The 17722-nt window shown below is 67.4% G+C and carries 13 protein-coding genes and 3 pseudogenes; 5 read left to right on the top strand and 11 right to left on the bottom strand.

The features are described 5' to 3' along the window. Window positions 1-29: 29 nt before the first annotated feature. The 7 genes and pseudogenes from ABZ386_RS08215 to ABZ386_RS08185 all read right to left on the bottom strand — a co-directional run. Window positions 30-574: pseudogene (locus ABZ386_RS08215) on the bottom strand (NAD(P)H-binding protein); the annotation flags it as partial. Further along, a complete protein-coding gene (locus ABZ386_RS08210) occupies window positions 571-1182 on the bottom strand; it encodes a sigma factor (RefSeq protein ID WP_351336277.1) in 612 nt (203 codons plus the stop codon). The pseudogene ABZ386_RS08215 and the gene ABZ386_RS08210, both read right to left, overlap by 4 nt. Next, the gene (locus ABZ386_RS08205) at window positions 1182-2078 is read right to left on the bottom strand and encodes an aminoglycoside phosphotransferase family protein (protein ID WP_358964257.1); all 897 of its coding nucleotides are present in this window, start codon (window positions 2076-2078) and stop codon (window positions 1182-1184) included. The genes ABZ386_RS08210 and ABZ386_RS08205 overlap by 1 nt, the downstream gene beginning before the upstream one ends. 357 nt (window positions 2079-2435) lie before the next feature. Then, window positions 2436-3713 carry a glycoside hydrolase family 5 protein gene (locus tag ABZ386_RS08200; RefSeq protein WP_351336283.1) on the bottom strand — a complete coding sequence of 426 codons (1278 nt, stop codon included), beginning with the start codon at window positions 3711-3713 and terminating at the stop codon, window positions 2436-2438. Next, complete coding sequence (locus tag ABZ386_RS08195; RefSeq protein ID WP_358964254.1) at window positions 3710-5605, bottom strand: DUF4978 domain-containing protein; 1896 nt, start codon at window positions 5603-5605, stop codon at window positions 3710-3712. Before ABZ386_RS08195 ends, ABZ386_RS08200 begins: the two co-directional genes overlap by 4 nt. 187 nt (window positions 5606-5792) lie before the next feature. Further along, window positions 5793-6800 carry a dienelactone hydrolase family protein gene (locus ABZ386_RS08190; protein ID WP_356614801.1) on the bottom strand — a complete coding sequence of 336 codons (1008 nt, stop codon included), beginning with the start codon at window positions 6798-6800 and terminating at the stop codon, window positions 5793-5795. Window positions 6801-6864: 64 nt separating this feature from the next. Then, window positions 6865-7932: a glycosyl hydrolase 53 family protein gene (locus ABZ386_RS08185; protein ID WP_351336290.1), complete on the bottom strand. Its 1068-nt coding sequence runs from the start codon at window positions 7930-7932 to the stop codon at window positions 6865-6867. 729 nt (window positions 7933-8661) lie between these two features. Here ABZ386_RS08185 and ABZ386_RS08180 point away from each other — a divergent pair. From ABZ386_RS08180 to ABZ386_RS08170, 3 genes and pseudogenes are all read left to right on the top strand, one after another. Then, window positions 8662-9414, top strand: a pseudogene (locus tag ABZ386_RS08180) (SGNH/GDSL hydrolase family protein); the annotation flags it as partial. A gap of 103 nt (window positions 9415-9517) precedes the next feature. After that, window positions 9518-10582, top strand: coding sequence for a glycoside hydrolase family 5 protein (locus ABZ386_RS08175; RefSeq protein WP_351336293.1), 1065 nt, complete (start codon window positions 9518-9520; stop codon window positions 10580-10582). A gap of 88 nt (window positions 10583-10670) precedes the next feature. Continuing rightward, the gene (locus ABZ386_RS08170) at window positions 10671-12041 is read left to right on the top strand and encodes a ricin-type beta-trefoil lectin domain protein (protein WP_351336296.1); all 1371 of its coding nucleotides are present in this window, start codon (window positions 10671-10673) and stop codon (window positions 12039-12041) included. A gap of 423 nt (window positions 12042-12464) precedes the next feature. On the opposite strand, the gene ABZ386_RS08165 is transcribed toward ABZ386_RS08170, so the two are convergent. Next, complete coding sequence (locus ABZ386_RS08165) at window positions 12465-13031, bottom strand: TetR/AcrR family transcriptional regulator (protein ID WP_351336299.1); 567 nt, start codon at window positions 13029-13031, stop codon at window positions 12465-12467. A gap of 111 nt (window positions 13032-13142) precedes the next feature. On the opposite strand from ABZ386_RS08165, the gene ABZ386_RS08160 reads away from it, so the two are divergent. Both ABZ386_RS08160 and ABZ386_RS08155 read left to right on the top strand, forming a co-directional pair. Beyond that, window positions 13143-14606, top strand: a complete 1464-nt coding sequence (locus tag ABZ386_RS08160) for an MFS transporter (RefSeq protein WP_355720736.1) — start codon at window positions 13143-13145, stop codon at window positions 14604-14606. 23 nt (window positions 14607-14629) lie between these two features. Further along, window positions 14630-15814 carry an FAD-dependent monooxygenase gene (locus ABZ386_RS08155; RefSeq protein ID WP_358964250.1) on the top strand — a complete coding sequence of 395 codons (1185 nt, stop codon included), beginning with the start codon at window positions 14630-14632 and terminating at the stop codon, window positions 15812-15814. Window positions 15815-15854: 40 nt separating this feature from the next. Here the strand turns inward: ABZ386_RS08155 and ABZ386_RS08150 are convergent, their stop codons facing one another. The 3 genes and pseudogenes from ABZ386_RS08150 to ABZ386_RS08140 form a co-directional block, all read right to left on the bottom strand. Beyond that, complete coding sequence (locus tag ABZ386_RS08150) at window positions 15855-16835, bottom strand: C45 family peptidase (RefSeq protein WP_358964247.1); 981 nt, start codon at window positions 16833-16835, stop codon at window positions 15855-15857. A gap of 40 nt (window positions 16836-16875) precedes the next feature. After that, window positions 16876-16965 (bottom strand): annotated as a pseudogene (locus ABZ386_RS08145) (IS5/IS1182 family transposase); the annotation flags it as partial. A 93-nt stretch (window positions 16966-17058) separates the two neighbouring features. After that, window positions 17059-17643 (bottom strand): DinB family protein, encoded by a 585-nt coding sequence (locus ABZ386_RS08140; protein WP_358964244.1) that lies wholly within the window; start codon window positions 17641-17643, stop codon window positions 17059-17061. Window positions 17644-17722: the final 79 nt, after the last annotated feature.

Here is a 17722-nt window from a genome sequence, read left to right as displayed (position 1 = left end):
CTGTCCTGGGCGGGTCGATGGTGCCGAGGGAGATAGGCCCGGGCCACTCCGGAAACATACGGATCTCGGGGCCGCGCATGTCCGGCACCCGCCCCGCGGGCGCCCCGGTTGCGAGCTCGGCCAGGTAGGCGGCGACCTCCTCCACCTCGATCGGCTGGTCGGCGACCTGCGCCGGGAGCAGCATGACCGGGAGCTTCGCCGAGCCCTGGAGGAACTGCAGCGCCAGGTCGTGGAACTGCGTCGTGCGCAGCACGGTCCAGCCGAGCCCCGACTCCTCGATCGCACTTTCGACGGCAAGCTTGGTCCGGTAGTAGCCAAGCGGCACCCGGTCGACGCCGACGATCGCGATGTACGCCAGATGCCCTACCCCGGCACGGCGGGCCGCCTCGATCAGATGATGTGCCGCCTGCTCGTCGCCGCCGCGCGGGTTGGTCGCACAGTGCACGACCGTGTCCACGGCGTACGGCCGGGAACGCCGGCTCAGCACTCTCACCTCGTGCCCGTCCGCACGCAGCCGCTCGGTGAGGCGCCGGCCGAGCGTTCCGGTGCCGCCCGTCACCAGGATCGTGGTCATCGCAGTCGTCGTCCCTTCGGTGGGCGGGCGCTCCCCGGTGGAGCGCCCGTCACCCGCTGGGAACCGACGAGCATCCGAAGATGTGACAGCCTCTTCGCGTCTGCACTCGCACGCGGCTCACGCCCCGGAAGCCATGGCAGCGAACTGGCGGCCCGCGAAGCTGAGTTTGTCCGGGTTGACGACGACCCGCACCCGGTGACGTCCTCGGCGAGCAGCTTCTCCAGGCCTGCCAGATCTCCCTCACGTGCCGCTGTAACGAAGGACTCGACGAGTTCGCGCTGCTGCTCGGCTGCCGGTGTGAAGCGGGCCTCGGGCGTCGCCACCCGCTGGACGGCCCTGCGGTACAACTGGCGGCAGTTGGCCTCGCTCAAGTCAAGCACTCCGGCGATGTCCCAGCAGCGCCGTCGACAGGGAATCGCGCTGCTCGGCCAACTCCATCGGGCCGAGGTGGTCCGGTTGAGGCAGAGGTTGGTGACGACCCTGGCGAGCCAGGCCCCCGGGTGGTCGATCACCACACGATCGGCCCTGCTCCAGCGCAGATACGCGTCTTGCACCGCCTCCTCCGCCTCCTCGGCGATCCCTGACGTCACGCGCCCAGCCGCGTGCATCAAACACCCTTCAGAACACGATCAAGTGCCGCCCGGCCTATGGGTCCCCAATGTGCCTTGCCGCCGGGAAGACCCCGATCTCCGTTCTGCCCCATCAGCATCAGGAACAGGCTCTTCATAGCGGCCAGCCCGCGGGCGCGCCGGATCGCCGCCTCGTCTGCATGCGCGTACCTGTCGAAGAACCGTGCGGCCGTGCCCGCGGGCAACAGCACCCATGCGGCGGCCAGGTCCCACGCCGGATCGCCGGCGACCATGGCACCGAAGTCGACGATGCCCGAGAGCGTTCCGTCCGAGACGACGACGTTCGCGGGATGGAGGTCGCCGTGCACCCACACCGGCGGGCCCTCCCACGCCTGGGCCGCAACCGCGTCGTCCCAGACTGCCCGGACGTCAGCAGCGATGTCCTCGGGGGCAACGGCCTGGAAGAAGTTCTCGAAGCCGTCCGTGCAGTCCCTGGGGTGGGCACCGAAGTCCGTAGAGATCGGCGCCTCGGCGGGCGCCTCCACATGGAGCGCCCGGAGGAAGCCCGCCAGTGTGTCGGCCGCGTGGCCGCCGCGGCTGATCGCGCCGTGGTCCAGCGGCTCGCCGGGAACCCACGTCATCACGGTCCAGTACTTGGGGAAGCGCTCGGACGGTTCACCGAACCGTACCGGGGTCGGCACCGGGAGCGGCAGGCGCGGGGCCAGCACGGGGAGCCACCGCCGCTCCTTGAGCTGGAGCTCGGGGGTGGGGTCCATGCGCTGCATGCGCACAGCCAACTCGTCCCCGAGGCGCCACATTTGGTTGCCCCAACCGCCCGCCACTTCCCGGATGGCCAGCCCGGCAAGGTCCGGATGCTGCTCCTGCAACAGGTCACGGACCAGGTCTGCGGTGATCTCGATCTCGGTGTCGGTCATGCGAAGTCACAGTACTGAGGGGGCAGGCGGAACGGTTCTCGCCTCCGCACATCTCCCCCGCCTCGACCGGTGAAGCCCGCCGCCGGGCGATCGAGGGAGCCGGTCCGGAACCGATGGCCGCCGTCCTGCCCTGCTGCACGACCTGCCGACAGTACGCGGGAGCCGATCGCCCGATCACCACCGCGGCCTGATTCCTCCTCCGCCCGCCGGGCAGCGTGACGAGCCCCGACGACGCGGCCGTCCCGCCCCCCTCCCTCCGCACCACCCAAGGCGATCGTGTCGCTCGGCATGAGCCTGGCCACCGCCGGCGTGGGTGGGGGCGGAGCTGCGTGGCGGGCGGAACGCGGCGCCCCAGTCCTATTCGTCGTAGGTGTGGGTGCTCGTCGGAAGATCACGGTTGCCACCGCCGCCGCCGAGGCCGCTCATGATGGCATTGAGTACGCCCTGGTGGCTCACCGCCAGAGTGCGTCGGTTGATCAGCCCGAAACCGTACCGGCCGGTTGCGCCGTTGTCCCAGTAGACCGTGGCCGCTCCGTACTTCTTGGCGGTGGACACGACGGCGCGCACGTAGTCCGCGCGATACCTCGGGTTCGCTGAATCGAACGACGACTTGTCGATCGCACCGTATTCACCGACGACCACCGGGTATCCCCGCACGACGAACTTGTCGTACATCTTCTTCAACTGCGCGTCCAGATGGTCTTCCTGTCCCCAGGTCGACGTCTTCGACGGGTTGGTCGCTGCTCGCCCCCACTGCGTGATGGTGCCGCTTTCCGCTCCGGCGAAGTCCCACGGGTCGTAGTAGTGAACGGAGATCATGATGCGCTGCTCATTACTGGGGATGGAGGGCGAGCGGTACTGGTCGGTCGGCAGCACGAAGCCGTAGTTCCCTGCGGTGTAGTCGATGTTCGTGTTCCAGCCGGGAACGAGCAGCCACCGGGAAGCGTTGTTCCCACCGGTCCTCCGGACGGTGTCCACGAAGATCTGGTTGTAGCTGTTGATGTTCGAGTAGCACGGCTGGGTGGGGCGGCCGAACTGACCGTCGAAGTTCTCGTTCATGGACTCCAGGATCAGGCGCTGGTCGTAGTTCTGGAACCTTGTCGCGATCTGCTGCCAGACCTTCTGGTACTTCGCCCTGATCGCCGTCTGGTTGGACGAGTCACAGATCAGCCAGGAGCCGTTGATGGTCTTGTAGCCGTCGCCGTGCATGTTGATCAGCACGTACAGGCCGCGGTTGTAGGCGTAGTTGACGACTTCATGGATCCTGTTCAGCCAGGCGGCGTTGATCCTGTAGTCCGGGCCGGGGCCTATGTGTCCCAGATAGGAGACCGGGATGCGTATGGTTTTGAATCCTGCGGATTTCACCTTGTCGATGAGGGCCTGAGTGATGACCGGCTGACCCCATGCCGTTTCGCTGGGGTATCCGTTGGAGTTGGCCTCCATCTGGTTCCCCAGGTTCCAGCCGGCGCCCATGTCGGCGACGATCTGCGAGGCGTTCAGTTGTCTCGTGGTGTCGGCCGATGCCTGGTTGGTCAGGCCGGCGACGGATGCGACGACCGACAACATCAGGGCGAGGCACACTGCTTTGAGTTTTCCTGCTGGTGAAATCATGGGTATGCCCGTCTCCTTGGTCACTTGGGTTCGAAGGTCCAGACCGTGCCCGCGTCGGTGGCTCCGGTGTTCCACCTGACCGCGCCGGAGGAGGTCGCGTGGAGGTACTCGATGCCCGCGCTCTGGTTGTTGAGGCGGAAGCCTCCGGAGGAGACCGGTTCCAGATTCCAGAGCGAGTCGGCGGCGACGGCGCCGGAGTTCCAGAAGACGGCGTTGCCGGTGGCGCCGGCGGTCAGGTGGAACCGCCCGGTCCTGACGTTGCGGACCGTCCAGGCGCCGGACGTGGTCTGGGTGAGGATCCAGTCCTGGTCGTCGTAGGTGCCGGCGGGGGCGAGAACCACCGCGCCGTCCGCGTCGGTGTCGAGGTACGTGCCCGTCGACGAGTTCCTGATCTTGTACGTGGCCCCGCTGACAGGACCGGAGGAGCCGCCGGAGTAGGCGACGCGGACGCATTCGCCCGCGTTCAGGCTGATGGTGATTCTTCCGCCCGAGGGGCTGTAGGACTTCGCTGCGGTCCGCACCCAGGTGTTGTCGCTGCCGTAGTAGCCGCTTTCCACGGACCCGATCGAGCCGCCGGGCAGCGTGTAGGCAGCGGCCTTGGTGCTGAGCACGGCGATTTCGGTGGGGCTGTGTTTGACGGCGATGCCCTGCCCACCGCTGGAGGTCGCGTAGGACACGCTCTGACCGTCGAGTGTCTTGGTGGTGTTGCTGCTCGCGGCGGCGGTGCGGTTGAACGTCTGCAGCTTGGTCCCGCCACGCTCGGCGGGGCGCTTGGTCGCGAGATCCGCACTGATCTTGTTGATCAGGTGGTTCATGGCGGCGACCTTGGGGGAAACGGCCTTGCGGGTCACCACCTTCGTCGTCGGGTCGAAGTCGTACAGCGCCTTGTCGGAGCTGCCGCTGCGGGCGTCCGGGTCCACGGCCGCGTAGAGGTTGTATGCCGCGTTGCCCGCGACGGCGTTGAACTTGAGAATGTCGGCGGTGGAATTTCCCGCGTAGTTCTCCATGATCATCGGGAAGTTCCGGCCCTGGGCCCAGAAGGCGTCCTGCCCGTAGTCGAACACGTAGTCCACGCTGGTCGTGTACGGGTCGTAGCCGAAGAAGTCGAGATACGCGACGCCCCGGGCGCGACGGGTCTCGTTGTCGGCGATATCCGCGTCACCTTTGGGATTCGACCTGGTGTAGACGACGTAGTCGGACTCCTTGACGGCCTGGCCGAGTCCGCTCAGATAGTTCAGCAGCACGTCCTTGCGGAACTCTGTCGCGTTGGTGTACCCGCCGCTTCGCCACAGAGCGTTGCTGTAGGAGCTGTAGCTGCGGTCGATCCTGACGTCCCACAGTCCCGAGACGTTCGGCTCGTTCAGCAGTTGCACGCCCACCACGGTGTGTTCGGTGTCGTAGGCCGCGACGTGGTTCATGAGCCTGCCCAGGGCGTATTTCTCCCGGCTGAGCAGGTTGGGGTCGGTCTTGTCCAGCAGTCCGAAGCCTTCCGGCGGTTCGCCCGGCTCGCCGGTGCCCTTCTTCCGCAACTCCGTGCCGTCGCTACGGACCACGTACTGGTAGCCGTTCAGGACATAGGCCGGCAGTCGAGCCGGGAAGCTGAAACCGGTGGAGTCGTGCCCGAACCACAGGAATTCGAGCTTGAGGCCGTACTCCTTGCACCAGTCGATCATCCGATCGACGTCCGCCCAGCTGAAGTTGTCCCTGGAGGTTTCGATCTTCGACCACCAGATGGGTATGTTCACGACGTTGAAGCCGTCCTGGGCGACCATTCCCAGCACCGGCTTCAGCTGGGCGTCGGTCCAGCCGTAGCTGTACCGGTGCTTTTCGTACCGGAACTGGATACCGCTGTGGTAGAACGGCTTGCCGTCGACCATCAGGACCAGCTTGTCGTACGTGGACCGCGTCGTGTCCACATATGACACCGTTGTCGCCGCGCCGGCCGCGCCTGCCGGGCGCTCAGCGCCGAACACACTCAGACCCATCCCGCCGACACCTGCCGCTCCGGCGGTGGCGAGAAATCTGCGGCGCGGCCACAGATCGGTTCTCGGCTCCATTGCCTTTCCTTCCCTCTGTCGAATCCTGCCGGGGAGTTTCCGCCTCCTAGCGGGTGTGCGTAGGAGTCGGTCCGCCGGGCAGGAGTGGGCACGTGCTCTGGTAGGCCCTGATGCCGGTCCAGTCCATGAGCGGGCACAGGAACTGGCTGTAGCGGGCGTCGTTGTCGACGAAGATCTTGAACCAGGGGATGACCTTGCGCATCATCACCGAGTTCGGCGTCCAGCTGGGAAAGCCGTGGCCGGCGCCGGTGAGTTCGAGGTATGCCTTCTCCGTCGACCCCGGAATCCGGTCGTAGAAGTTCTTGACGTACGACGGCGTGACCGTCCCGTCGTTCTGCCCTGCCATCAGCAGGGTGGGCACCCGCATGGTGCGCATGTCCGTCGAGAAGACGGCCGGCGCCAGCCCGATCGCGGTCTTCAACGACGGACGCCGTGACGCTGCGGACAGGGCCCCGCCGCCACCCATCGAGTGGCCTATGACCGCCGTCCGGTTCGGGTCGATCCGGTCCCGCACCGGGCTGCGCCCGGTCAAGTAGTCCAAGGCGGCCAGGAGTTGGGTCCCGCGGGCGGTGTCCCGGTCGCCGGGGTTGATCGCCTCGAACCCGATCACGACGAATCCGAACGAGGCCAGCCACGGCCCCGTCCACTCCAAAGCGGCCCACGAGCCGTGGTAACCGGGCACGAACGCGATCGCGCCGAACGTGCCCTGACTGGTGTCGGTCGGGTAGTAGATCACCCCCTTGGTGAAGCCGTTGCCCTCCGGCACCTTCACCGAGGCGGTGGCGAACGTGCCACGCGAAGCGGCCACACTGTCGCGGGTCGGGTCCGGACCACGCTGGTACGGGTTCTCGGCAACCGCCGCCGGGCCCCGCTGGTACGGATTCTCGGCGACGACCAACGGGCCGCGCTCATACGGTTTTTCGGCAGCCGCTGCCGGGCCCGCCCCGGCCAGGGCCGCGAGGAGCACGAGACCGACGGCGGACGCGAGCCACCTCGACACCCGGTTCACGGAGTGGGGTTCCGTCCGGCCCGCGTGCGCTTCACTGCGACGCATTGAGCTCAACCTCCGCACACTCGTTCACCGACACAGCCCCTTTCTGGACATGTACCTGACAAGCTCAGGCCTGGGTGAAGCCGTTCATGATGACGGTGGGGCGCTGCGTGGAGGGGTCCCAGGCACCCATGTTGTAGCCGGTGAACGGGGACATGCACTCCGGCTCCCAGTAGAAGATGCCCTGTCCTCCGTTGGCCTTCAGCGCCTTGGTGTAGGCGACCAGCGCGGCCTGGGTGGAGGAGGCCCTGTCGACCCGGCCGCCGAACTCGCTCTGGAGGAACGGCTTGCCGTAGGCATCGGAGATCCTCTTCATGTTCGCCACGATCCCGGGAGCGACGTCGGCGCTGCCGTAGGAGGAGAACACCGACATGTCCCACTTGCCGCCGTTCGCGGCGTAGCGGCTGAAGAACGTCGTCATCACGTCGTACTTCTGCGGCTGGGCCAGGTGGACGCACACGGTCGAGTTCGGTGACACGGCCTTGACCTGGGTGTACGCCGCATTGAGCAGCCCTGTCATCTGCGCCGGGTTGGAGACGCTGCCGACGGGGCGGCAGATCCCGCTGTTGATCTCGTTGCCGATCTGGACCCAGGTGGGGAGCACGTCGTTGTTCTTCATGACCGTCATGGTCTGGTTCACGTACGTGCTCAGCGCGGTGCGCATCTGGCTGTAGCTCATGTTCCGCCAGGCAGCGGGCGGGTTCTGCACGCCGACGGAGTTCCAGGTGTCGCCGAACATGTAGTCGAGCATGATCGACATTCCGGCGGCCTTGACCCGCTTGGCGAAGGCGGCGACCTCGTTGATGCCGCAGTGCCCGTCCGTGGGACTGCTGGAGGGGTTGACGAACGTGCGCAACCGCACCGCGCTGATGCCGTACCCCTTGAGAATGGTGAGCAGGTCCTGCCGCTGACCGCTCGCGTTCTTCCAGGAGAAGCCGCGGGCCTCCATCTGCGGCACCCAGCTGATGTCGACGCCCTTGACGAAACCCGCGGCGGCGTTGGCCGGCGTCTCGAGTTCGGCGAGCACGGCAGCGGTGGCGAGCGCCCCGGCGGTGGCGGTGGTGGCCTTGAGCACGGTCCTGCGGCTGATCCGCCCGGAACCGGCTACGGAACCGGATACAGGGGTGGGGGACATGGTCGCTCCTTCCTGTGCGCCGACCGCACGCGAGACGTCCCGGTCGGTGCGTGTTCGGTCGTTGCGGGTGGCAGTTGCCCTGGGGTTCCGGGCGGGGCTCGGTGCGGAGGTGGGCCGCCCATGAACTGGCGCCATCGACGACAGCGGTCCCCGCCTAGGGATGTGAACGTTCACAGTCAGATCGGGGAAAACGAAGGCGTGAAGGCTTTCCCGCAAGCTTTTGGTGGGGCCTCGTCCTCTGGCGGCTCAGTGGAGGGGAGCGTTCACAACAGCTGCCCTGCATCACGCAGTTTCCAGACCGCACTCCCGCCTGTCAATCCACGCGCAGAGCCAACTTCACGGATCCGAACAAGGCCGAACATCGAGCTTCAACAGAACCCTTGACGCTGCCCCAGCGGGTTCCTACGCTCCGTGGGAGCGTTCCCATGCCTGCCGGAGTGAACGATCACCTTCCTGCCCCACCAGAGCCGCGTTCACTCGGCACCCCCCACGCATCGGAGGTCATCGTGACCGACGCACGTCGACGCCCCGCCTTCACGGCACGATCGTCGAGACCGAGTAGCCGCTCAAGAGGCCGAGATCTGCGACGGGCAGGCCTCGTTCGCCGGCCCCGCAACATCAACGGCTCCGGGCGAACGCGCTCATGAACAGCCGGTCACCGCACCACGTCTTCGAACTGCTCCCGGTTTTCGTCTTCGAACTGCTCCCGCCACGCAGGAAGGGACAGGCATGCGCAGAACCCGGCCATTACCGCTCCTACGCATCCTCTTGACCACGCTTCTGCTCGCGCTCGGCCTGGCACTCGTACCGTCGGCCAGCGCCGCCCCCGCCGCCACCGCCGCTGCCCCCGTACGCATCATGCCGCTGGGCGACTCGATCACCGGCTCGCCGGGGTGCTGGCGGGCCCTGCTGTGGGACCGTCTGCAGAGCACCGGATACAGGAACATCGACTTCGTCGGCACCCTCAACCAGCGGGGCTGCCCCCAGGCGCACGACGGCGACAACGAGGGTCACGGCGGTGAGCTCGTGACCAACGTGGCGAACCGGAACCTGCTTCCCGGCAGGCTCGCTGCCACGCGTCCGGACATCGTTGTCATGCACTTCGGCACCAACGACGTGTGGAGCAGCGTCTCCACCGACACCATCCTCGCCGCGTACACGAAGCTGGTGCAGCAGATGCGGGCGTCGAATCCGAACATGAAGATCCTCGTCGCGCAGCTGATACCGATGAACCCGTCGGGCTGCACCGGCTGCGCCCAGCGCGTGACCGCCCTGAACGCACGGATCCCCGGCTGGGCCCGGGCTACCAGTACGAGCCGCTCCCCGGTGACGGTGGTCGACCAGTGGACGGGGTTCAACACCGCCTCCGACACGTACGACGGCGTGCACCCCTCCGCCTCCGGCAACGAGAAGATCGCCGCCCGCTGGTACCCCGCCCTCACCGCCGCCCTCGGCCGCGCCGTGCCGGGCGCCCCGGGCGACGGCCGGCACTCCCCTGGCCATCGTCAGCCGCACGGCACGAGCCGCCATCTCCTGAACACTCCGTCCCCGTCGTAACACCCCGTCCCCGTCGTATGGGAGCCCCATGAAATCTTCCACCCGCACCGCCCCACGCGTGGCCGCCGTGTTGGCCACCCTCCTGGGCCTGCTCGTTCCCTTGCTCGGTTTCGGCACGTCCGCTCACGCCGCGCCCACCGGCTTCCGCGTCCAGAACGGCCGGCTGCTGGAGGCGAACGGGAACGACTTCGTCATGCGGGGCGTCAACCACGCCCACACCTGGTACCCGAGCCGGATCAGCTCCATCTCCCACATCAAGGCCAAGCGCGCCAACACCGTCCGCGTCGTCCTCGCCAACGGTGACCGCTGGGCCCGCAACGACACCGCCGACGTGGCGAACGTCGTCTCCCAGTGCAAGCGCAACCGGCTCATCTGCGTCCTGGAGGTCCACGACACCACGGGCTACGGCGACCAGAGCGGAGCGACCACCCTCTCCCGCGCCGCCGACTACTGGATCAGCGTCAAGAGCGCCCTGACCGGCCAGGAGAGCTACGTCATCGTCAACATCGGCAACGAGCCGATCGGCAACAACAACGCCTCCAGGTGGACCGCCGACACCAAGGCGGCCATCCAGAAGCTGCGGAACGCCGGGTTCAACCACACCCTCATGGTGGACGCGCCCAACTGGGGCCAGGACTGGTCCTTCATCATGCGGGACAACGCCGCGTCGGTCTTCGCCGCCGACCGGGACCGCAACACCGTCTTCTCGGTCCACATGTACGGCGTCTACAACACGGCCGCGAAGGTCAACGACTATCTGAACCGCTTCGTCGCCGCGAAACTCCCCATCGTCGTGGGCGAGTTCGGCTTCAACCACTCCGACGGCAACCCCGACGAGGACGCCATCCTGGCGGCGGCCCAGCGGCTCGGCATCGGCTACCTCGGCTGGTCGTGGAGCGGCAACGGCAGCGATGTGCAGTACCTGGACCTGGTGACCAACTTCGACCCCAACCGGCTCACCAGCTGGGGCCAGCGTCTCTTCAACGGTGCGAACGGCATCGCCGCCACCGCCAAGGAGGCCTCGGTCTACTCCGGCGCCGCGCGTACCACTGCCCCGGCTGCTCCCCTGACCACCCCCCTGGCCGAGCGCTGATCCTCAGGCTGTCATGCGCACGCCACCCCTTGATCCATCCGCCGACCCGGCTCCCGCAGCCACCACAAAGGTATGGAGGAACAGGACGATGCATCCGAGCGTCACCGATGTCCCGGTGTCCGAGGACACCCGGGCCACCAGGGCGAGACTTCGCCGGACCGGCCGGACGGCCGGGTTACGGGCGGCCGTGGTCGCGGCCGTGACCGGCCTGCTCACCGCACTGGTCGCGATCCAGCCGGCCTCAGCGCGGCCGGCGTCCGCTCAGGACAACCCGTACCAGCGGGGCCCCGACCCCACCGTGAGCAGCGTCGCGGCCCAGCGGGGAACGTTCGCCACCGCGGAGATGACCGTGCCGCCCGGCAACGGCTTCAACGGCGGGAAGATCTACTACCCGACCGACACCAGCCAGGGCACCTGGGGCGCGGTCGCGGCCGTGCCCGGCTACACCGCCAAGTGGGCCGCCGAAGGCGCCTGGATGGGACCCTGGCTGGCGTCCTTCGGGTTCGTCGTCATCGGCATCGACACCAACAGCCCCAATGACTACGACACCGCCCGCGGCACCCAGTTGCTGGCGGCTCTGGACTACCTCACCCAGAGGAGCCCGGTGCGCGACCGTGTCGACCCCAGCCGGCTGGGCGTCATCGGACACTCCATGGGTGGCGGCGGCGCCATCAGCGCAGCCCTGCGACGACCGTCGCTGAAGGCCGCGCTCCCGCTCGCGCCCTTCTCCCCCTCGCAGAACCTGTCGAATCTGCGGGTGCCGACGATGATCATGGGCGCCCGGGACGACGGCACGGTCACCCCGTCCTACCTCAACGGGCTCTACGGCGGCGTGCCGGCCACCACACAGAGCGCCTTCATCGAGCTCAGCAGCGGCGGCCACGGCTTCCCCACCTGGGGGAACTCCAACGTGACGCGCCGCACGATCCCGTGGCTCAAGATCTTCCTCGACAACGACACCCGGTACACCCAGTTCCTGTGCCCGTCGCTGGCGGACCGCACCGGCGTCTCCCGGTCCCTGACCAAGTGCCCGTACGTGCCGCCCGGCGGCACGACCCCGCCCCCGCCGAGCGGCGGGCAGATCGTCGGCGCCGCCTCCAACCGCTGCCTCGACGTGCCCAACTCGTCGCAGACCAACGGCACTCAGGTCCAGCTGTGGGACTGCCTGGACGACCGGGCCGGCCAGAAGTGGACCCGCACCGCCGCCGGGGAACTGCGCGTCCACGGCAGCAAGTGCCTGGACGCCGAGGCCTCGGGAACCTCTCCCGGCACACGGGTCGTCATCTGGGACTGCCACGGCGGGCAGAACCAGCAGTGGAACGTCAACGCGAACGGCTCGATCACCAGCGCCCGTTCCGGCCTGTGCCTGGACGCGTACAACGCCGGCACCGGCAACGGAACCCAAGTGGTCCTGTGGAACTGCAACGGCGGATCCAACCAGCGGTGGGCCCTCGGATAAGGCGGCCCTGAGCCAGTTCCCCAAGCTCGACCAAGCCGAAGTGCCGGGCACACACGCCCGGCACTTCGGTCACCGCCCAGCGGTCTGTCGTCCGTGTCGGGGACCTGTTGGACGGTCTTCTCCCGCGGCCCCGTTGCCGACATCACCCACCTGCGGATTCGTGCCCACCGGGGTGAGTGTCGGCAGGCGGTCGTCTGCCGGCGCTCACGAGCCGGTCGGCCCGCTCGGGCAACGCGGGCGGCGATGACACGCGTCGCACGGGACGGCCTCAGCGACATCATGTCCGTCCCTCTGCCGCGTGGCGGCCGCCTGCAGCTCGCCGCGATCGAGCGCCTGCTGCGGCAGCGCCTCGCCGAGCCCGGCCGCTACGCCCTCGCCGCCCCGCCGGCGGGCCCGAAACCCACGCATCCGGCCGCTGGCCTTCTAACGGACCAGCGGCAGGAAGATCGTGTCGACGATTTCCTCGATCACCTCGGGTGCGACCGGCCGTAGCGTCATCATCGCCTCGGCTCGAAGCAGGTCGAAGGGGAGTGACGCGATCCGTGGCGTGAGCTTGGCCGGATCGAGTTCGCCGCGCTCGATGGCGCGCTCCATGATCTCGTCGCGTCCGGAGCGGCGTCCGGCGCTGATCATCTCGTGCAGCTCGGCGAAGCTGGTTTCGGTCTCGGCGAAGTAGTCGGCGAGCAGCAGGCTGAGTTGCGCGAGGAACGGCCCCCGCTTCTCGCTCATCTCGGTGAGGGTGGCGATCAGGTCGCCGCGCAGGGACCCGGTGTCGGCCGGGCTGATCAGCTGGATGACGTTGCGGCGTACGACTGCCGCCTCGACCAGCTTCTGCTTGTCCGCCCAGCGCCGATAGAGCACGGGTTTGCTGGTGCCGGCTCGCCGGGCGACGGAGTCGAAGGTCAGGTGCGCGTACCCCCGCTCGCTCAACTCGTCCCAGGCCGCTTCGAGGATCGCCGCCTCGAGCGCTTCGCCGCGCCGTCGTCCCACAACACTCCTTAGAAACGTTGACGTTTCTTATCGGCACACCTTACTCTCCCCGATAAGAAACTGATGCGTATCTTAAGTGCCGGGTGCGGATCCCCTGACAAGGAGTCCTTGATGCAGCAGAGCAGGACCGAAAGCACAGACGCCGTACTGCACACGCGTTGGAACGGGCGGCTCGTCGGCCTGGTGGCCGTCCTGACCATGGTGAACTTCGTGGTCGACTCGGCCATCACGGCGCCGCTGGTCGTCCTCCCGGAGATGCTCGACCATTTCCGTACCGACCAGGCGGCGTGGCTCAACGCCACCGCGATGCTCGCGGGAGTGCTGTGGGCACCGCTGCTCGGAAAGAGCGCCGACATCCACGGCAGGCGCAGGGTGCTCGTACTGACGTTGCTCCTCAGCTGCGCGGGCGCCCTCTTATGCGCCCTGGCCTCCGACCTCTGGGTGTTCGTGCCGGGGCGCATGCTGCAGGGAGCGGCTCTGGCCACCGTCTTCCTCTCCGTCGCGATCGTTCGAGGTGTCTGCGCACCCCGCATCGCGATGATCATCGTGGGCATCGTGACTTCCGGCTCCGCGGTGCTCAACATCGCGTCCCGTTTCCTCATCGAGGAACTGGCCACGGAGTCCGGCTTCCAGATCTTGTTCCTCGGATCGGCCTTCCTCGCGGCCGCGATGGCGATCTGCGTGCGCAAGGTCGTTCCCGAATCCCCGGCCAGGACACCGGGGAAGCTCGATGTCGGCGGTGCCCTCCTTCTCGGCGGAGGTCTCGCCGGGGTGCTCAGCTATGTCAGTCTCGGCTCGGACCTCGGCTGGCTCGCCGCCGGCCCGCTGGCTCTCCTCGTCGGTGGCGTCGCGGCATTGGCCAGGTGGTTCCTGGTGTCGAGCCGAAAGCCCGACCCCCTGATCGACGTCAGGGACATCAGCAGGCCATTGGTGCTTACGCTCCTCGTCGTCTTCCTCGCAGCCGGTTCGTATCAGAGCATGCTTCAGCTCGTCTCCCTCATCGGTGACGTCTCGGCGGATCAGCAACTCGGGTACGGGCTGGCCGGCCAGGGATCAGTGGCACTGTTGCTCGCGGCGCCCGGAGTCGGTGTCACGCTCGGCGGCCCGGCGGCCGGATGGCTTGCCGCGCGCATCGGACCGGCCTTGACGCTGGCCGGGGCGATCGTGCTCGGAACAGTGGTGACGCTCGGGATGTTCCTCGGGGCTTCCCGGCTTCCCGCCGCGCTCTGCTGCGGATTCCTGCTGGGTGTCACGGTAGGAGCGCTCGGGACATCCGGTTTCAACATGGCGGCCGGCCTGGCGTCCCCCGAACGGCAGGGCATCGTGTCCAGCCTGGTCATGGTCATGGTCTCGATCGGGGCCGTGGTGCTGGACTTCGTGGGCGCGGCCGTACTCAAGTCGACCACCGTGGTCGTCGACGGTGAGACAACGAACTCGGCCACGGGCGTCTTCAGCTATATCGGGATCGCTTCCGTCGCGTTCGCCATCGCCGCGGTGCTGGCCGTCAGGCTCGTGCGGAGCACACGCCTCAGCAGCGACTCGCCGTCGCCCGACCTTGAACGGGAAGCGGTGTGATGGATTTCCGAAAGGGAACGGGCATGAGAAGTGCGTCGAAAGGTACGGTCCTGGTTTCCGGCGCGAGCATCGCCGGTCCCGCCGTGGCGTTCTGGCTGCACCGGTACGGATTCGCGGTGACGGTGGTGGAGAAGTCCACCGGACTGCGGGGCGGTGGGTATCCGATCGATGTGCGTGGCACCGCGGTGGAGGTGGCTCGCCGGATGGGAATCCTGCCGCAACTCCAGGAAGCGCATATCGAGTCACGCCGGTTGACCTTCCTCAATGCCGATGGCAGTGAGGCGGCGGTGGTTCATCCACAGGCGGTCACCGGCGGGGTCGAGGGACGTGACGTCGAGGTGCGTCGCGGTGATGTGGCGGACATCCTGTACGGGACGGTCCGTGACGAGGTGGAGTTCGTGTTCGACGACTCCATCGAGACGCTCACCGAACGCGAGCACGGCGTCGACGTCACCTTCCGCAGCGGCGTCCAGCGCAGCTTCGACCTGGTCCTGGGGGCGGACGGGATGCACTCGCGTACCCGGGAGTCCGTATTCGGCCCCGAGCGGCAGTTCCACCGCTATCTGGGGTACTGCTTCGCCATATTCACCATGCCCAACACCTTTGGGCTCTCCCATGAAGTACTCATCTGGAACACTCCCGGCAGGGCCGCCGCGCTCTACGCGGTCGGGGACAGCGATGAGCTGCACGCGTTCCTCAACTTCGCTCACCCCGAACCGCCGTACGAGGCCCTCCGCGACCCCGAGGCACAACGTGACCTCGTCGCCACCACCTTCGCCGGCGACGGATGGGAAATCCCGGCCATGGTCGCCGCCATGCGCGACGCGAACGATCCGTTCTTCGACACGGTGAGCCAAGTCCGCATGCCGTGCTGGTCCAGCGGCCGGGTCGCGCTCGTCGGCGATGCCGCGTACGCCCCGTCGTTCCTGACCGGGCAAGGGTCCAGCCTCGCCCTCGTCGGCGCCTATATGCTCGCCGGCTCCCTGGCCGCCCATCACGACCACACCGCGGCCTTCGCCGCCTACGAACGCGATATCCGCGGATTCGTCGAACTGAACCAGGCACGGGTCGGTGAAGGCGACGCGGCGCTCTTCCCCATCACCGCGGAAGCCCTGGAAAAGCGCAACAACAAACTTCGCGGCCTCGTCTCCATGCCACCAGAAACCGGGCACCCAGCCCACACAGCCCTCACATTGCCCGAATCGTGATGCACGTGCCCGCGATGGACGTGCCGGCTAACAGGTTGTCTCACGCAGGGGCGGGCGTGTGTCGGCGGTCGTCGCTCTCGTCCGGAAGCCCCAAGGTGACGGTGCGGGAGCCCGGAGAGAAACCGACGAATGAATGGTCCCAACTCTCCTTGGGCCAGTGGTATGTCACACGGCCTTCGGCGGGACGGTACTGGGCCGTGTACACCGTGCCCAGCCACTCGTCGTACGCGCATTGGTACAGCGGCGGTCGTAGCATCGCTGCGGCATCGATGCCCGCCGCCTGTATGGCGGCCAGCCGTGTCTGTGTCCGGGTGGTTCGTTCCTGCTCGTCCGGCACCGGCAGGTGCTGGTGGTTGGCGGCACAGGAGCCCGGTGTCTCGGTCAGCGGGATATCGGGTCCGACGTAGACCGTCACGGTCCGGTTCGCGTCGACGAGGGTGACATTCTGCGGGATCGCGATGGGGAGGGTGCGCAGTCTGCCCAGCGCCTCGTCGACGGTCCGGCAGGTCTCCAGGAGGTAGCGCAGCACGAGGGGAATCGCGAATCCCGGCCCGTGAACGAACCGTCCGCCGAAGGTGAGCGACACCGCGAGACCGGCGTTGTTCATGCCGTCCAGCAGACCCCACCCGGCTTCCTGCATGCCGATCACAGGGCGGAGGAAGTGGGAGAAGACGATGGTGCCTTCACAGTGTTCGGGGGCGAAGTCGTAGTTTCTGAGCAAAGTACCGTTGCGGCCGATCTGAGTACAGCCGGAGAAGAACGGCCGCACCGCTGCCATGGTGAGAAGCGTCCTGGCCTGGGGAGAGGCCAGTTGGCCGGCGAGCCGGTCGAGTGCCGGAACCAGCTCAGGCATGTACTCCTCGAACAGCCGCCGGGCACGGGCCGCGCCCTCAGGCGTCCGGCCCTCCTCGGTCAGCCAGTCCTCCGTCCTCACCATTGCCGGCCGGACGCGCTCGGCCCATCGCCCGTCGCCGCCGTCACCGATCTCGACGGCATGGAACGTCTTGACGTATTGACTCATGACGAAGGACTCAACTCCCTTTACAGCCCGTGCGGTCCAGATGCCGACTCCGAGGCTCGACCCCGGGTGACAGCGGCTCGATCACCGCCCACGACTCGTCGTCGACTTCCCACGGCTTCGGCCGAGCCACCCCGCACCCCCCGGATCAACGGTTCCCGAATGATCCAACCACTTCGAAAATTATTCGTCAGGAGTTCTGAGCCTTGATTATTCGTCAGGAGTGCTAAGCCTTGATTGCTGCGGTCGACCTGGCGGCCTGCTCGATCTTCGCGCAGTGCGCTGCACGGGCTTCCTCGTCGATCTGCTGCTCGTTCTCGGCGCGCAACCCGGTCCGGCCGTCGAGGCCCTCGCGCAGGATATCGGCGTGCCCGGCATGCCGGATGGACTCGCCGAGGACATGGACCATGACGGCGAACAGGTTGGTGTTGGAATAAGGCTCCGGCCACCACGGCACATGGCCGGGGGCGTCGAGGGGAAGCTCGTCGATCGTCGCGTCCGAGTGTTCCCACGTGCGCCGGTAGAACTCGATGATCTGATCGCGGGTCTCGTCCTCGGTCGCCCACTGGTCGCTGCCGTCGGATTCCTGCCACCGGCACAGCGGTTCAGGGGAAGGGCGGTCGAAGACCTCGCCGAAGTACCTGGCCTCGACGGTGGCCACGTGTTTGACCAGGCCGAGGAGGTTGGTCCCGGTCGCTGTCAAAGGTCGGCGGGCGTCGTATTCGGACAACCCGTCGAGTTTCCAGAGCAGCGCCTGGCGGTCCCGCCGCAGTCTCCCGTGCAGGTTGTCCTTCGCGAATTCATCGATCATGCGGAATGAGCCTGCCATGGGCTGCTCTTGGTCTCAACATGGCGGGCCACGGACGGTCACTGGGGCGGGCAGCACTCCT

The sequence above is a fragment of the Streptomyces sp. NPDC006140 genome, from assembly GCF_040628815.1.
Taxonomy (GTDB): domain Bacteria; phylum Actinomycetota; class Actinomycetes; order Streptomycetales; family Streptomycetaceae; genus Streptomyces.
This window is presented reverse-complemented; position numbering and strand designations above follow the sequence as displayed.

Coding starts and splice junctions, on each gene's coding strand:
- ABZ386_RS08185 (WP_351336290.1), bottom strand. CDS start 7,932: ATGTCCCCCACCCCTGTATCCGGTTCCGTAGCCGGTTCCGGGCGGATC.
- ABZ386_RS08205 (WP_358964257.1), bottom strand. CDS start 2,078: ATGACCGACACCGAGATCGAGATCACCGCAGACCTGGTCCGTGACCTG.
- ABZ386_RS08175 (WP_351336293.1), top strand. CDS start 9,518: ATGAAATCTTCCACCCGCACCGCCCCACGCGTGGCCGCCGTGTTGGCC.
- ABZ386_RS08170 (WP_351336296.1), top strand. CDS start 10,671: ATGCATCCGAGCGTCACCGATGTCCCGGTGTCCGAGGACACCCGGGCC.
- ABZ386_RS08160 (WP_355720736.1), top strand. CDS start 13,143: ATGCAGCAGAGCAGGACCGAAAGCACAGACGCCGTACTGCACACGCGT.
- ABZ386_RS08210 (WP_351336277.1), bottom strand. CDS start 1,182: ATGCACGCGGCTGGGCGCGTGACGTCAGGGATCGCCGAGGAGGCGGAG.
- ABZ386_RS08155 (WP_358964250.1), top strand. CDS start 14,630: ATGAGAAGTGCGTCGAAAGGTACGGTCCTGGTTTCCGGCGCGAGCATC.
- ABZ386_RS08150 (WP_358964247.1), bottom strand. CDS start 16,835: ATGAGTCAATACGTCAAGACGTTCCATGCCGTCGAGATCGGTGACGGC.
- ABZ386_RS08190 (WP_356614801.1), bottom strand. CDS start 6,800: ATGCGTCGCAGTGAAGCGCACGCGGGCCGGACGGAACCCCACTCCGTG.
- ABZ386_RS08140 (WP_358964244.1), bottom strand. CDS start 17,643: ATGATCGATGAATTCGCGAAGGACAACCTGCACGGGAGACTGCGGCGG.